Genomic DNA, 15,614 nt, shown 5'->3' with positions numbered 1-15,614 from the left:
TATGTTACAGCTGGTACAAAAGCTCGGTCATCGCACTCTGATGTTTTGTCAGTCGTGGGGACGTGCGACCTTTGTATTATTGGGCGTGCTGTTATCGAAGCCTCAACCAATAAAACATTTCCCTTTGCTAATTAAACAATTACACAATGTGGGTGTACAGTCTCTTGCCATCATTACCGTTTCGGGACTATTTATTGGCATGGTATTGAGTCTACAAGGTTATGTCGTGCTGGTGGATTATGGGGCGGAAGGTAGTCTTGGGCAAATGGTGTCGTTGTCACTGCTTAGGGAGCTCGGACCGGTTGTGACGGCATTGTTATTTGCAGGTCGAGCGGGTTCTGCGTTAACGGCGGAGATAGGCTTGATGAAAGCGACAGAGCAGTTATCGAGTATGGAAATGATGGCTGTGGACCCGCTAAAACGTGTGATTGCTCCTCGTTTTTGGGCCGGCGTGATTTCGATGCCATTGTTGGCGATGATTTTTATGTCCATTGGTATTTGGGGCGGGCAGTTAGTCGGCGTGGATTGGAAAGGTATCGATCATGGGAGTTTTTGGTCGGCGATGCAGTCATCGGTAGAGTTGGGAAGAGACATTGGTAACAGTGCGTTAAAATGTATTGTATTTGCGATAACGGTGACTTGGATAGCACTCTTTAATGGTTACGATGCTGTACCAACATCAGAAGGTATCAGCCAGGCGACAACAAGAACGGTTGTTCACTCGTCATTGGCGGTATTAGGTTTGGATTTTGTGCTAACCGCATTGATGTTTGGTAATTAAGAATAAAGGAATTATGAATGCAACAAACTAGAAAGCTAGAATTGTGGGTGGGAGGCTTTGTCCTCACAGGACTTTGCGCAATTTTGTTTATCATTTTTCAGGTTGCTGACGTTAAAGGGCTTGGTTCAACGGATACTTACACATTAGAGGCTCGATTTGACAATATTGGTAGCTTAAAAGCACGCTCTCCAGTCAAAGTTGGAGGGGTTGTTGTTGGAAGGGTCAGTAAAATACACCTTGATAAGGAAAGTTATTTACCCGTTGTTGAGTTATCGATTAATGCTGACTATCAGTTTCCGGATACTTCTAGTGCACAGATCCTTACCTCAGGGTTGATTGGTGAACAATATGTTGGTCTTGTTCCAGGCTTTATATTTGATGATGAAGAGTACTTGGTGGATGGAGGCAGAATCGAAGACACCAAATCAGCCTTAGTGTTAGAAGATATGATAGGGCAAGTACTGTACAGCATTGGAGGAAATTCAGATGATACTAACAAAGAGTAATACCGTGATCAGAATTTGGGTGATGCTGATGGTTGTTTTAGGGACGTTCAGTGTTTCAGCCCAAGATATTGATAAAAGTCAGCCTTACGAGATGATGCAAAAGGTAGCGGATCGTACTTTTATGAGACTGGCAAAAGAGCAGGCGTTAGTTCAAAGCGACCCTAATTACCTAAAAGTGGTGGTTGAGGAAGAGCTGATGCCTTACGTCAACGATCGTTATGCGGCATTGAAATTGTTAGGTCCGAATTTAAAAGGGGCGAAGCGCGAGGACGTATTAGAGTTTGCAAAAGCTTTTCGCGAATATCTCGTCACCTCTTATGCGCAAGTGTTAACTCAATATACAGGACAAGAGATTCAATTTGGGCCTAGGCCTATTATTGACGATAAAACCACGATAACGGGCGTGCGAGTCACGATATTGGACTCGCCAAGACCTAACATTAATCTCGAGTTCAAACTACGAAAAGATAAGAAAACCGGTGATTGGAAAGCGTTTGATATGATCGCCGAAGGTATCAGCCTATTGTCGAGTAAGCAATCAGAGTGGAACAGTAAAATTCGTCAAGAGGGCATCGTCTCCGTGGCGAAAGAATTGGAGGCATTGTCTCAGGCATCGATTCGATTTGAAGGGAAGTCAGGACAGTGAATGCTAAATTCGACTTTAGTGATGGTAGCAATTTATGTCTCAGCGGTATCTTGACTCGCGATAGCGTTCCTTCACTTTGGAAGCAAATTGAGGCGCTTGACTACCCTGAATCTAGTATTAATGTGTCTCTAAAAGAGGTAGAACGTATAGATTCTGCTGGTATGGTGATGCTAATTCACTTAATAGAGCATGCAAAAAATCGAAAGTGTCATATAATGCTCAGCTTCGTGCCCGACGAGCTGAAAATGTTGTTTCAGCTAAGTAATGTTGAATCGGTAATTGAGAAACACATTTAGGAGTATCTTGTGGATAGCACAAAAGTACAGGAACTATTGCAAAGCGAACTAAACCTAGAAGAAGTACATGTTAAAGGTGAAGGTAGCCACTACGAAGTGATCGCAGTAGATGCTCAATTCGCAGGCATGAGCCGAGTTAAAAAACAGCAGATGATTTATAAGCCTCTGATGGAATACATTCAGCGTAATGACATCCACGCCGTCTCGATAAAAGCCTTCACTCCAGAAGAGTGGGCTCGAGATAAAAAGTTGATGTCACTGTAAGGTTAAGTAATGGATAAGTTTAAAGTTATTGGATCGGACACACCGCTACAAGGTGAAGTGTTGATCTCAGGTGCTAAAAATGCAGCACTACCAATTTTGTTTGCTTCGATTCTTGCAGAAGAGCCAGTAGAAGTAGCGAATGTTCCTCGTTTACGTGATATCGATACCACGATGAAGCTGCTAGGCCGTCTAGGCGCTAAAGTTCACCGTAATGGTTCAGTTCATGTCGATGGTAGCCAAATTAATGAATTTTGCGCACCTTATGATTTAGTGAAAACCATGCGTGCCTCGATTTGGGCTCTAGGTCCACTGGTGGCTCGATTTGGTAAAGGCCAAGTGTCTCTTCCAGGTGGCTGCGCAATTGGTGCTAGACCCGTTGATCTGCATATTCACGGCCTTGAACAGCTTGGTGCGACCATTACATTAGAAGATGGTTACGTGAAAGCAGAAGTCGATGGTCGCTTAAAGGGCGCTCATATTGTCATGGACAAAGTGAGTGTTGGTGCGACGATTACCGTTATGTGTGCTGCGACTTTAGCAGAAGGAAAGACTGTTCTAGATAATGCCGCGCGCGAGCCTGAAATTGTTGACACGGCGAACTTCCTGAATGCTATCGGAGCAAAAGTGTCTGGCGCAGGTACGGATACGATTACCATTGAAGGTGTTGAGCGCCTTTCTGGTGGCAAACACAGTGTGGTTGCGGATCGCATTGAAACCGGAACATTTTTAGTTGCCGCTGCAGTTTCTGGCGGTAAAGTAACATGTCGTAACACCAGTGCGCATTTGTTAGAAGCGGTGATCGCTAAGCTTGAAGAAGCGGGTGCAAAGGTTGAAAGTGGTGAAGACTGGATATCGCTTGATATGACCGGACGTGATCTAAAAGCTGTCTCTATTCGTACCGCTCCTCATCCAGGGTTTCCAACGGATATGCAAGCGCAGTTTACGCTATTAAATATTATGGCAAAAGGTGGTGGCGTTATCACCGAAACCATCTTCGAAAATCGCTTCATGCATGTACCTGAACTTATGAGAATGGGTGCAAAAGCTGACATTGAAGGCAATACCGTGATTTGTGGCGATGTTGACTCGTTAAGTGGTGCTCAAGTGATGGCTACGGATCTTCGAGCATCCGCAAGCTTGGTTATCGCAGGCTGCATCGCGAAAGGTGAAACGATTGTTGATCGTATCTACCATATCGATCGCGGTTATGATCGCATTGAAGATAAGCTAACGTTGCTCGGTGCGAATATTACTCGTATCAAGGGCTCTGAATAGCGTTTAAGTAATAGTAATTAGCCGGAATCGAGAGGTTTCGGCTTTTTTTTGATATTTGTCGGAGCACAAAATGATCGCTTTTTTCCGCTGCATCGCAGTGGCTATTTTCGCTATCGTCATGTTTGTTTTTGGGTGTGGCTACTGTTTATTGAGCCCAAGAAATCCAAAACACGTATTTAGATTCGGCCGCTACTTTGGCGCTATGTCTAAAGTCTTTGGTGTTAAACTCGAACTTAGATTGCCAGAAGATGCCTATCAGCGTGGTCAGCATGTCTATATTGCTAACCACCAGAACAATTGGGATTTATTTACTGTCTCTGCCGCTGTGACACCCAATGTTGTGACGGTTGGGAAAAAGAGCTTAGCGTGGATGCCCTTTTTTGGTCAGTTGTATTATCTCACGGGGAATATTTTGATTGATCGCGCAAATCGTAGCAAGGCGAAAGGGACGATCGACCAAGTTGTCGACAGCATGAAGAAAAGCAATCTATCGGTTTGGATGTTTCCGGAAGGAACGCGTTCACGTGGTCGTGGGATGCTACCCTTTAAAACTGGCGCATTTCATGCTGCAATAGGTGCGAAAGTGCCAATTATCCCCATCGTGTGTAGCAGCACTTCTCACTTAAAGCTGAATAAGTGGGATAATGGTCATATCATTGTTGAAATGCTGCCACCGGTTTCTACCGAAGGGTGCAGTAAGGATAATATTCGAGAACTTGCCAACCTGTGTCGAGAGCAGATGAAGCATAAGCTAGAGCAGCTTGATGCAGAAGTTATCGAACTCAATAAAAAGAAATAATAAAAAAGGGTTGTGTGAACAACCCTTTTTAGTTTCTAGCGTTTCAATATTTTATCGAATCGATAGTGAAACAAGTCGAGAGCGAGTTATTTGCGAACCGCGATGGCTTCGATTTCAATCTTCACATCTTTTGGTAGGCGTGCAACTTCAACACATGAACGAGCGGGGTAGTTGGCAACTTGGTGTTCATCAAAAAACTTGCCGTAGACTTCATTGACTGTACCAAAGTCATTTAAATCTTTAACAAAAACCGTCATCTTTACAATATCGCTAACCGTTAGACCTGATGATTCGACAACTGCTTTTACGTTGTCTAGAGATTGACGGGCTTGTTCAGAGATATCATCAGAGACGTCGCCGGTGATCGGGTTGACTGGAATTTGACCTGAAGTCAGAACCATATTGCCGAGATCGACGCCTTGAACATAAGGGCCAATTGCAGCTGGAGCCGATTCAGTATGAAGTACTTTAGTCATTGTTCATCTTCCATTGTTTTAGGGGAAATAATATAACGACTAGACTGCCAACTGGCTCCATAAAAATCAAGCCTACATTTAGTAGGCTTGATTAATAACATTATTGTGCTTAGCGCTCAGTTAGGATCTCTCTGGCAAAGACTTTCTCGCAGTACTTACACTTTAGGCGAATGTCATCATGCTTCTCGAAGACTTGGAAGCTGCTGTCTACTGGCTCATTGTGAGTAATGCAGTTCGTATTTGGACACTCAAAGATGCCTGTAATATGCTCTGGCAATTCCAGTGCTAACTTCTTACTGACTTCGTAATTTTCGATCTGGTTTACCGTGGCATGAGGCGCATAAAGTGCCAATTTATTCGCTTGCTCTTCACTAACGAAGACGTTCTCAATTTTGAGTAGGTCCTTACTGCCCAATGCTGAAGAAGGAAGGTTTAGACCAATCGTTACCCGTTGCTGGGATTGATCCATCGCAAACAGCTTTAATACCTTGATACCAATATTGGCAGGAATATGGTCAATGACCGTACCGTTTTTAATTGCTTCGACTTGCAGTTGAGTTTCTTTAGTCATGTTATGCCTACCTTACAACGTTTCATTTAACACAAGAGCTAAGAGCGCTTCACGCGCATAGACGCCATTTTCTGCTTGCTGGAAATAGTAAGCGTAAGGCGTTTTATCAACGTCCACGGTGATTTCATCAACACGAGGAAGAGGGTGAAGGACTTTTAGGTTGTCGCGTGCTTGTTTCAAGGTATCCGCGGACAAGATGTAGGCTGACTTGATGTGCGCATATTCTGATTCATCAAATCGCTCTTTTTGCACTCGAGTCATATAAAGCACATCCAGTTCAGGCACCACTTCTTCAATCTCTTGGTGAATACTAAACTTGATGCCCGATTCTTCTAGCTCTTCACAGATATAGTCAGGCATGGCAAGTGCTTCTGGCGCGATGAAATAAAAACGCACATTATTAAACTTTGCTAGCGCTTGAGTTAGCGAGTGAACCGTTCGACCATATTTAAGATCACCAACGAATGCGACATTGATGTCATCGAGTCGCCCTTGTGTTTCATAAATGCTGTAGAGATCCAGAAGAGTCTGTGTCGGGTGTTGATTCGCACCATCACCGGCATTGATAACTGGCGTGCCATTTGAAAACTCAGACGCAAGGCGAGCTGCCCCTTCTTGTGGGTGGCGCATAACAAAAGCATCAACGTATGAGGAGATAACTTGAACGGAATCAGCAAGTGTTTCGCCTTTTTTAGCCAGCGATGTATTGCCGCCACTATCAAAACCAATGACATCACCACCAATGCGTTGGATAGCTGTTTCAAATGATAGGCGAGTACGAGTTGAGGGTTCAAAGAAACAGCTCGCGATCACCTTATTTTTGATCAGCTCAGGTTGTGGGTTTGACTTAAGTTGTCCAGCCGTTTCCACGATGAGTTCTAGCTCTTCACGAGACAGCTCAGGAATTGAGATAATGTGCTTTTGGTACAGCGTATTCGCCATGTTTATCTTCCCTATAGTTAAAACTAAACCAGAGTTAGCAGCCATAAAAAAGCCCCCCATAGCGGGAGGCTTAGTATTCAATAGGAAATAATAACGGTGCGTGATAAGTAAAGAACCTATCGTGAGTTGCCACTGCATTAACGCTTAAACATGTAGTAAAGCTCAGCAATGTATTGAAACTCGGTTGCGCCATGTACTATCCCCCTGACAAATTGCCGAGGATTATACTCTTAACAATTGTGAGCGCAAGCGATTACATCAAAGGTTTAACCGTTATATTGTGACTTTTTATCCATTGCCAAGTGTCGCAACCATCACCGCTTTTATGGTGTGCATTCTATTCTCTGCTTCATCAAAGACGATAGAATGTTCGGATTCAAACACTTCATCACTGACCTCTAAACCATTAAGGCCATATTTTTCCGCAATCTCTTTGCCTATAGTCGTTTGGTCATCATGGAATGCTGGTAGGCAGTGCATAAATTTCACATCACGATTACCCGTGGATTCAAGCATGGCCATATTGACTTGGTAAGGCTTCATTTGTGCAATACGTTCCTCCCAAGCCGAAGCAGGTTCGCCCATCGATACCCACACGTCGGTATAGAGAAAATCACAGCCTTTAACACCTTGCGCTACATTCTCCGTTAAGGTGATCGTTGCGCCTGTTTTTTCTGCGATAGCCTGGCACTCTTCGACTAACGCCTGTTCTGGCCAAAAGGCTTTTGGAGCCACTAAGCGAATATCCATGCCCATTTTTGCCGCGCCCACCATAAGAGAGTTGCCCATGTTATTACGGGCATCACCAAGGTAGGCGAAGGTCATTTGATGCAGTTGTTTTCCTTTGCCATGCTCAAGCATAGTGAGAAAATCCGCTAAGATTTGTGTGGGGTGGAATTCATCGGTTAAGCCATTCCAGACTGGGACACCTGCGTGTGCGCCAAGCTCTTCAACAATCTCTTGTCCAAAGCCTCGATATTCGATGCCGTCATACATTCGACCTAGCACTCGCGCGGTGTCTTTCATTGACTCTTTATGGCCGATTTGAGACCCAGAAGGCCCTAGGTAAGAGACTTGTGCACCTTGGTCAAACGCTGCTACTTCAAAAGCACATCGGGTACGGGTCGAGGCTTTTTCAAAGATTAACGCAATATTTTTTCCGACCAGTTTTTTTTGTTCTGTGCCCGCGTATTTTGCCGACTTTAAAGACAGAGAAAGGTCGAGAAGGAATTGAATTTCTTTGGGCGTAAAATCGAGAAGCTTTAAAAAGTTTCTATTACGTAAGTTATAAGCCATGTGCCGTACCTAGTGAGTGAGGGTTAGCTTATTTATACATATAAATGCTTTTAAAGTGAATATTTATTTTTTGATTGAATTGAAAAAAGCGCCGGTATGGCGCTTTTTTCTCGTGATAACTAGATGCCATCCCGTTCTATTGGACAGCTCATACAGCGTGCGCCACCACGCCCACGGCCTAGTTCATTACCAGGAATTGTGAGAACCTCTATTCCTGCTTTATCATATTTTTCATTGGTATAGACATTTCTTTCATAACCGATGACAACACCAGGCTTGACGGTCAGCACATTGTTTGCGTCGTTCCATTGTTCACGCTCCGCTTCATAGTTGTCACCACCAGTCGTAATGATATTCAGTTTATCGACATCGAGAGCACTTTCCAGCGCAGTTAAATAGTTAGGCAGTTTCTCAACTTGCATTTTTCCTTCTGGAGCGGCAGTGAGTCGCCATGTATCAAGCTTGTCGCTGATAATTTCTGGGTAGACAGAAAAGGTATCGACGTCCATATGTGTCATGACAGTATCAAGGTGCATGCAAGAGCGATGTTTAGGAAGATCCAGAGCAATCACTTGGCTTGCTTGACCAGTTTTAAAGAGGTTCGCCGCTAAGTTTTCGACACCTTGAGGAGTTGTGCGCTCAGAGATTCCGACAAGTACCGCGCCATTGCCAATGACAAGGACATCACCGCCTTCAATATTGGCATTGTCGTAGTGTAAGTCTTCATCGCCAAAGTACTTGATGAAATCTTGGCCCGCAAAAGTAGGATGCCAACGGTAGATAGCACGCAAATGATTAGTTTCGCGTTGACGAGCAGGTTTCATCATTGGATTTAATGAGACGCCACCATAAACCCAGCATGAAGTATCACGAGTAAATAGGTGATTAGGTAGAGGCTCGATAACGAAATCGAGTGGGCGGCTCATTTTTTGTAAAATTGACGTGGTTTTAATGGGCAGCTCTGAGTAAGCAAGGCCGCCAAGTAAAATAGAAGCAAGGTGTTCGTTGTCCATCTCTGCTAGGTAAATTTTCAGCTCGTCGGCAAAGATAGGGCCATAACGATAATCTGAAATTTGAGTTTCAAGCAGCCAAGACTTTGCTTCTGGTACGGCGAGTGTTTCTACAAGAAGATCGTGAAGTAGTAGTACTTCGACCTCTTGGCTACGCAGTGTGTCAGCAAATGCGTCGTGTTCAACCCCTGCAGCTTCCACCGCCAACACATCATCAAATAACAGTTCATGACAATTGGATGGTGTGAGGTGGGTAAGCGCTCTTTCCGGGCGATTTAGTAATACTCGGCGCAATTGGCCAACTTCGGACCCTACGTACAACGTGCTCATTGTGATTCCTTTCCATTTTCAATGCGCTATTTATGACAAGCTTGTTATCAAGATGCAAGTGTGGAAACTGGCGTTAGTTGCTGCAAATAGGCCAATATGCAGCAACTAATGGCTATTTTCCGAATGCAAAGCAGACAAATTTTCTGCTTTGGTCAGCGGCGTAAGCGTGACATTATTGCTTGAATATTCAGCAAGGGGAACGGATGAGGCATTACTATCCATCGATTATCAGTGCATAAATACACAAAATGGTATGGTTTTTCCTTTGCACAGTGATTAAAACCAACATGAGCGCTCTGAGGTGCGGCGAGATGATATGCAAAATGAAGTCATAATTTTTCTTTGGTGATGATGATGCTAAAATGACGTACTGTGACATAAATAGCCATGACTCGTAATGTAACAGTGAAATGTTAAATTTATGTATCTGTGATCTCGATCGATCTAAAAAAATCAACAATAGTGAAAATTTGTTGCGAAACATCTCGCTTCGATCTTTCGATTTATAGCGACATACCGTATTATTCGTCCGATAACCTAATTTAGCTGGAGCACTTTTATGTCTCAACAAGATGAGTATCTAACCGTTGAAGAATTGATCGAAATTCAAAAGGAAGAAACTCGCGATATCATTCAAGCATTAATTGAAGATGGTAGTGATCCAGACTCTCTTTATGAGATCGAGCATCATTTTTTCGCTGAAGATTTTGAGCGTTTAGAAAAAGCGGTGGTCGAAGCATTCAAGTTGGGCTTTGAAGTCCTTGAAGCTGAAGAAACAGAAGACGAAGATGGCAATAAGCTACTTTGTTGTGATGCGACGATGGAATCAGCGCTAAACGCTGAGCAAATAGATGCTCAGGTTGAAAAGCTTGTGAACCTCGCTGAAAAGTACGACATCATCTACGATGGTTGGGGTACGTACTATGAAGGCGAAGACGCCTTGTACACCGAAGAAGATGATGCCGACGAAGAGTAAGCGTCATTGATTGAAAGGCCAGCATTGCTGGCCTTTTTTGTCTCTTGTTCATGCTTTTAACAACGGTATCTTTCTAGCAACAATTTGACTATACTGCGCAAAATACGGCGTAGGTCTCATTATTACAATGAAAGTAAACATTTCAGGTTATTGGCAGCTTTCCCCGCTGACCGATCTTTCTATTCCTCAAGGGGATCTGCAATTTCCCGGTGCCCTGAGTCAAATCCTCCCAGAAACCTTGTCTGAAGCAACGATTGCTGAGCAAGAATGGCATCTGATGCATGATTTTGAGCTGACTGAGCATGAATTATCGCACCCAGCTGTCGATCTTGTTTTCTCTGGTATTGATTACTTTGCGGAAGTAAGAGTTAACGGTGTTGCTGTTATGGATTGCGACGGCAGTGAAGTGACATACCGTAAAGAAGTGCGACCCCATCTACAGCTTGGACGTAATCGCATTGAAGTGCTGTTCCTTGAGTATGATGAAGAGGATTTACTCGTCGATGAAGAGGCTGCAACGCCTCAATGTTCATTAGGAGTGATGTCGCCTGAAAATGACCCAAGAATGGGCATTTGGCATTTACCTTACTTGCAATTTATTCCTCATGTTCGCTTAGAATACGTGGCTATGGAGCAAATTTGGCACCATGGTGGTGGTTGTGAGTTTAAGGTGGATCTTTACTACAAAACGTATCGTTCAGGTTTATTGTCGGCGTCAGTAAAGTTTAACGGCATGACTTACTCATTGCCCATTGACGTAAGAAAGCAGCAAGTGTCTGCGTTGTTTCAAGTGGAAGCGCCGCGATATACGGATCCTAAGCAGCCGAATAGTGATGATGTATATCCATTATATGTCGAGCTCGATGGGCAAGAGCAGACGTTGGATGTAGTGTTAAATCGCTCCCTTTGTGCGACGCATTGCCCACTTTGATCTTGTTTATAAGCACGTACAACTTAATGTTAAAAAGCGACCTAATGGTCGCTTTTTAACATGTGTAACTAGCGGTTATGGCGAGATCTACAACATATGCTTAAGGCGATAAAGGGCTTCAAGTGCTTGGCGCGGAGTGAGGTCATCGGGATCAATCCCCGCTAATGCCTCTTCGACTTCACTTGGTTCCGGGATCAGACTAAGTTGGTTCGCCACGTCCACTCGAGAAGAGGAAGGAGTGGGTTTCTGTGCGAGTTGCTCTAGCTGGCTAAGTTTTTGACGCGCATTTTTGATGACTGCTTTTGGCACACCGGCAAGTCCAGCAACCGCGAGTCCATAGGACTTGCTTGCCGCCCCCTCTTGAACGGCATGCATGAAGGCAATGGAATCGCCATGTTCAACCGCGTCTAAATGCACGTTAGCAAGATGAGGTAACTGGTTGGGCAACTCAGTGAGTTCAAAATAGTGAGTGGCGAATAAGGTCATCGCGCCAATTTTTGCAGCCAACCACTCAGCGCTTGCCCAGGCAAGGGACAAACCGTCATAGGTGCTAGTACCACGGCCTATTTCGTCCATTAACACCAAGCTATTTGGAGTGGCGTTGTGCAAAATATTTGCGGTTTCTGTCATCTCCACCATAAAGGTTGAGCGACCTGATGCTAAGTCATCAGAAGCGCCGATACGAGTAAAGATACGATCAATCGACCCAATTTCAGCGCTCTCCGCCGGGACGTAAGATCCAATGTGAGCCAGTAGGGCGATCAGTGCCGTTTGACGCATATAGGTCGACTTACCCCCCATGTTGGGTCCGGTAATGATCAACATTTGTCGTTGCGCACTCAGTGAAATTGGGTTGGCAATAAACGGGTCGTTCATCACTTGCTCGACCACAGGGTGACGACCTGCTTGAATACTTAATCCTACTTTGTCGCTGATGGTCGGACGGCAATAGTCTAGGCTTTCTGCGCGCTCGGCTAAATTTTGCAGTACATCGAGTTGAGACAGTGCTGATGCCAAGTTTTGGAATTGCTCAAGCTGAGGGAGCAGAAGATCAAACAACGATTCCCAGAGCTGCTTTTCAATCGCAAGTGCTTTAGATTTCGAGCTTAAAACCTTGTCTTCGTGTTCTTTAAGCTCTGGAATAATGTAGCGCTCGGCATTTTTTAGCGTTTGGCGGCGTACGTAATGGGCGGGCACAAGGTGGCTCTGACCACGACTCACCTGAATAAAAAAACCATGGACGTTGTTATAGCCCACTTTTAAGGTGTCGATACCGTGACGTTCGCGCTCATCGAGTTCCAGTTTATCTAAGTAAGCCGTTGCGCCATTGGCAAGCTCACGCCATTCATCAAGCTCAGCATGATAGCCATCAGCAATAACCCCACCGTCGCGAATCACAACCGGTGGGTTTTCTTTAATGGCACGTTCTAACAATTCACAGGCGTCGTTCATGGGTGCTGCAAACTGAGCGAGCTGTTGTAAATATGGGTGTGACACCGATTCTAAACTGAGGGCAAGATCAGGCAGTTGTTGCATGGCACTACGTAGGCGAGCCATGTCTCTAGGTCGAGCAGAACGCAGTGCAAGGCGCGCCAATATACGTTCGATATCGCCAATCTGTTTAAGGACTGGAGCAAGTTCAGAAAATAGCGTGTCTTCTTTTAGCTCTGAGATAGCATCGAGACGATAGTTGAGTGTTTTTTGACAACGCATTGGCTGATGAATCCAACGCTTAAGCATACGACTGCCCATGGCTGTTGCTGTATGATCAAGCACTTCAGCAAGAGTATTGTCGTAACCGCCAGATAGATTCTGTGTGAGCTCAAGGTTGCGTCGCGTCGCCGCATCCAAGATCACGGATTGATCTTGGCTGACAAGTGTTAATGCGCGGATATGAGGCAGTGCGGTTCGTTGAGTATCTTTGACGTATTGAATCAAACACCCTGCTGCGGATAGCCCAAGCAGGCATTGTTCAACGCCAAAACCAACCAGGTCTTTGGTACCGAACTGTTGGTTGAGCTGTTGTCTGGCTGTCTCTATTTCAAATTCCCAAACAGGTCGGCGACGGTTACCGTTGCGGCTCGCCATAATATCAACGGGCTCAAAATCTTCTGGAAAGAGCAGCTCTTTAGGCGCGGTTCTTTGCAGCTCTGCCAACATCGCTTCTTCGGTTTCTGGCTCACAAAGTTGGAATCGACCAGAGGTGATGTCTAAAGTCGCATAGCCAAATTTACCATTGTGGTGATAAATTGCGGCAATGAGATTGTCGAGTCGCTCAGAGAGTAACGCTTCGTCAGTCACCGTGCCTGGTGTTACGATTCTAACGACTCGGCGTTCTACCGGGCCTTTGCTCGTCGCGGGATCGCCCACTTGCTCACAGATAGCGACAGATTCGCCTAACTGTACTAACTTTGCGAGATAACCTTCTACGGCATGAAAGGGAACACCCGCCATTGGAATTGGCTCGCCAGCAGAGGCGCCGCGTTTGGTTAGAGAAATATCGAGTAGATGAGACGCTTTTTTTGCGTCGTCATAAAATAACTCGTAGAAATCTCCCATGCGATAAAAAAGCAATATCTCTGGGTTTTCAGCTTTTAGCTTCAGGTATTGCTGCATCATTGGCGTGTGTTTTTGTTCCGATTTCACTGTGACATCTTTGCTGCTAGTTTGGAGTGTTGTTAGGATACGTGAAACCGCCCTGAGCGGAAAGAGACATTGTTAGTAACTGTACGACCGTGCTGTGTTAACGGCGTTGAAGGATGGAATTTATGCACAATATTCAAGAATTAAGCGCAACCCTTGGAGAGCTGCTCCTTGATAAAAATCAGCGGCTGGTCACCGCGGAGTCCTGCACTGGTGGTGGGGTCGCGACGGCGATTACTGATATAGCAGGGAGCTCGGCGTGGTTTGACCGCGCCTTTGTGACTTATAGCAATGAAGCTAAATTTGAGATGCTGCAAGTATCGTCAGAAACGCTGCATCAAGAAGGGGCGGTGAGTGAAGCGGTTGTGACTGAAATGGCGAGAGGCGCGTTGCAGTTTTCTAATGGGACGTTGAGTGTTGCAATTAGTGGAATTGCAGGACCTGGCGGCGGGACAGAAGATAAACCGGTAGGGACGGTATGTTTTGCTTGGGCATCCTCTTCAGGGTGGAGCTTGACGGAGACGTGTTGTTTTCGTGGAGATCGTGCGCAAGTCAGACAACAAGCGGTGTTGCATGCTTTGCTCATCTTGTATCATTCGGTTCTAGAAGGGCGCCCTTTTAAATAAACCAATAAAATTTTCATACAGCTATAGACACTGTATGAATCAACAGTATAATAAAACCATATCGCGGTCACTTTTAATACTAACCGCTCACTTATTTTAAGAATTGCGCATAGCGTGTTATCCCTAGCGGATACTTGTGGAGAAAGTAATGGACGAGAATAAACAAAAGGCATTAGCAGCAGCACTAGGTCAAATTGAAAAACAATTTGGTAAAGGTTCTATCATGCGCCTTGGTGACAACCGTACGATGGATGTTGAAACTATCTCAACGGGTTCACTTTCTCTTGATATCGCGTTGGGAGCGGGTGGTCTGCCAATGGGACGTATCGTTGAAGTTTACGGTCCAGAATCATCAGGTAAAACCACGTTAACACTCGAACTGATTGCGGCAGCGCAACGTGTTGGTAAAACTTGTGCTTTCATCGATGCAGAACACGCACTCGACCCGATTTATGCTAAAAAGCTAGGTGTAGATATCGATGCACTGTTGGTTTCTCAGCCAGATACGGGTGAGCAAGCGCTTGAAATTTGTGATGCATTAGCGCGTTCTGGTGCGATTGATGTCATGGTTGTCGACTCGGTTGCAGCACTAACGCCAAAAGCTGAAATTGAAGGCGAAATGGGCGATAGCCACATGGGTCTGCAAGCTCGTATGTTATCTCAAGCAATGCGTAAGCTAACAGGTAACCTTAAGCAGTCTAACTGTATGTGTATTTTCATCAACCAAATTCGTATGAAGATTGGTGTGATGTTTGGTAACCCAGAGACAACCACGGGTGGTAACGCACTTAAGTTTTATGCTTCCGTTCGTCTTGATATCCGTCGCACAGGTTCTATCAAAGAAGGCGATGAGATTGTTGGTAACGAAACACGTATCAAGGTCGTTAAGAACAAAATTGCTGCGCCATTTAAGCAAGCAGAAACGCAAATTTTGTATGGCAAAGGTTTTAACCGTGAAGGTGAGCTGATTGACTTAGGCGTGAAGCACAAGCTCGTTGAAAAAGCCGGTGCATGGTACAGCTACAATGGCGATAAAATTGGTCAAGGTAAAGCAAACGCAGGTAAATATCTTCGTGAAAACCCTGAGGCTGCACTAGCGATTGATACAAAACTTCGTGAAATGTTGCTTACCCCTGCGCTACCAGAAGAGCCTGAAAAAGGTGAAGCTCCAGCAGAAGAAGAATTCTAACGCTGACTGAGCTTGTCTCGTCCTAAAATAGATTGAAATTGAATAAAGCCTCGCTAA

The 15,614-nt window shown here is 44.9% G+C and carries 17 protein-coding genes; 11 read left to right on the top strand and 6 right to left on the bottom strand.

Annotated elements, in window-relative coordinates:
• The first annotated feature begins 1 nt into the window (after position 1).
• The 7 genes from mlaE to MD535_RS17485 all read left to right on the top strand — a co-directional run bounded on the left by mlaE (position 2) and on the right by MD535_RS17485 (position 4,567).
• Positions 2–781, top strand: coding sequence for a lipid asymmetry maintenance ABC transporter permease subunit MlaE (mlaE, locus tag MD535_RS17515; protein WP_265676332.1), 780 nt, complete (start codon positions 2–4; stop codon positions 779–781).
• 17 nt (positions 782–798) lie between these two features.
• Entirely contained in the window at positions 799–1,287 is a 489-nt protein-coding gene (gene mlaD / locus MD535_RS17510; RefSeq protein WP_265676331.1) for an outer membrane lipid asymmetry maintenance protein MlaD, read from the top strand.
• Complete coding sequence (locus MD535_RS17505) at positions 1,268–1,933, top strand: ABC transporter substrate-binding protein (RefSeq protein ID WP_390902952.1); 666 nt, start codon at positions 1,268–1,270, stop codon at positions 1,931–1,933. The genes mlaD and MD535_RS17505 overlap by 20 nt, the downstream gene beginning before the upstream one ends.
• Positions 1,930–2,229, top strand: a complete 300-nt coding sequence (locus MD535_RS17500) for an STAS domain-containing protein (protein WP_265676330.1) — start codon at positions 1,930–1,932, stop codon at positions 2,227–2,229. Before MD535_RS17505 ends, MD535_RS17500 begins: the two co-directional genes overlap by 4 nt.
• Before the next feature lie 9 nt (positions 2,230–2,238).
• Positions 2,239–2,493 carry a BolA family iron metabolism protein IbaG gene (ibaG, locus tag MD535_RS17495; RefSeq protein WP_250615872.1) on the top strand — a complete coding sequence of 85 codons (255 nt, stop codon included), beginning with the start codon at positions 2,239–2,241 and terminating at the stop codon, positions 2,491–2,493.
• 9 nt (positions 2,494–2,502) lie between these two features.
• Positions 2,503–3,768 (top strand): UDP-N-acetylglucosamine 1-carboxyvinyltransferase, encoded by a 1,266-nt coding sequence (murA, locus tag MD535_RS17490; RefSeq protein ID WP_265676329.1) that lies wholly within the window; start codon positions 2,503–2,505, stop codon positions 3,766–3,768.
• 70 nt (positions 3,769–3,838) lie between these two features.
• A complete protein-coding gene (locus MD535_RS17485; protein ID WP_265676328.1) occupies positions 3,839–4,567 on the top strand; it encodes a 1-acylglycerol-3-phosphate O-acyltransferase in 729 nt (242 codons plus the stop codon).
• Between the two features lie 86 nt (positions 4,568–4,653).
• Here MD535_RS17485 and MD535_RS17480 read toward each other — a convergent pair whose 3' ends face one another.
• The 5 genes from MD535_RS17480 to arcA all read right to left on the bottom strand — a co-directional run bounded on the left by MD535_RS17480 (position 4,654) and on the right by arcA (position 9,192).
• Positions 4,654–5,043, bottom strand: a complete 390-nt coding sequence (locus MD535_RS17480; RefSeq protein WP_265676327.1) for a RidA family protein — start codon at positions 5,041–5,043, stop codon at positions 4,654–4,656.
• 109 nt (positions 5,044–5,152) lie between these two features.
• Positions 5,153–5,614 carry an aspartate carbamoyltransferase regulatory subunit gene (gene pyrI, locus MD535_RS17475; RefSeq protein WP_265676326.1) on the bottom strand — a complete coding sequence of 154 codons (462 nt, stop codon included), beginning with the start codon at positions 5,612–5,614 and terminating at the stop codon, positions 5,153–5,155.
• Between the two features lie 12 nt (positions 5,615–5,626).
• Entirely contained in the window at positions 5,627–6,556 is a 930-nt protein-coding gene (pyrB, locus tag MD535_RS17470; protein WP_265676324.1) for an aspartate carbamoyltransferase, read from the bottom strand.
• A 288-nt stretch (positions 6,557–6,844) separates the two neighbouring features.
• Positions 6,845–7,852 (bottom strand): ornithine carbamoyltransferase, encoded by a 1,008-nt coding sequence (gene argF / locus MD535_RS17465; RefSeq protein ID WP_265676323.1) that lies wholly within the window; start codon positions 7,850–7,852, stop codon positions 6,845–6,847.
• A gap of 119 nt (positions 7,853–7,971) precedes the next feature.
• Positions 7,972–9,192, bottom strand: a complete 1,221-nt coding sequence (gene arcA, locus MD535_RS17460) for an arginine deiminase (protein ID WP_265676322.1) — start codon at positions 9,190–9,192, stop codon at positions 7,972–7,974.
• Between the two features lie 559 nt (positions 9,193–9,751).
• Between arcA and rraB the strand changes: the two genes are divergently transcribed.
• A complete protein-coding gene (gene rraB, locus MD535_RS17455; protein ID WP_250615864.1) occupies positions 9,752–10,168 on the top strand; it encodes a ribonuclease E inhibitor RraB in 417 nt (138 codons plus the stop codon).
• A gap of 127 nt (positions 10,169–10,295) precedes the next feature.
• On the top strand, positions 10,296–11,099 hold the full coding sequence (locus MD535_RS17450; protein ID WP_265676321.1) for a glycosyl hydrolase 2 galactose-binding domain-containing protein: 804 nt from the start codon (positions 10,296–10,298) through the stop codon (positions 11,097–11,099).
• Positions 11,100–11,186: 87 nt separating this feature from the next.
• On the opposite strand, the gene mutS is transcribed toward MD535_RS17450, so the two are convergent.
• Positions 11,187–13,745: a DNA mismatch repair protein MutS gene (mutS, locus tag MD535_RS17445; RefSeq protein ID WP_265676320.1), complete on the bottom strand. Its 2,559-nt coding sequence runs from the start codon at positions 13,743–13,745 to the stop codon at positions 11,187–11,189.
• A gap of 122 nt (positions 13,746–13,867) precedes the next feature.
• On the opposite strand from mutS, the gene pncC reads away from it, so the two are divergent.
• Complete coding sequence (pncC, locus tag MD535_RS17440) at positions 13,868–14,368, top strand: nicotinamide-nucleotide amidase (protein WP_265676319.1); 501 nt, start codon at positions 13,868–13,870, stop codon at positions 14,366–14,368.
• Between the two features lie 148 nt (positions 14,369–14,516).
• Positions 14,517–15,557 carry a recombinase RecA gene (gene recA, locus MD535_RS17435; RefSeq protein ID WP_250615860.1) on the top strand — a complete coding sequence of 347 codons (1,041 nt, stop codon included), beginning with the start codon at positions 14,517–14,519 and terminating at the stop codon, positions 15,555–15,557.
• Positions 15,558–15,614: the final 57 nt, after the last annotated feature.

The sequence above is a fragment of the Vibrio qingdaonensis genome (assembly GCF_026191675.1).
Taxonomy (GTDB): domain Bacteria; phylum Pseudomonadota; class Gammaproteobacteria; order Enterobacterales; family Vibrionaceae; genus Vibrio; species Vibrio qingdaonensis.
This window is presented reverse-complemented; position numbering and strand designations above follow the sequence as displayed.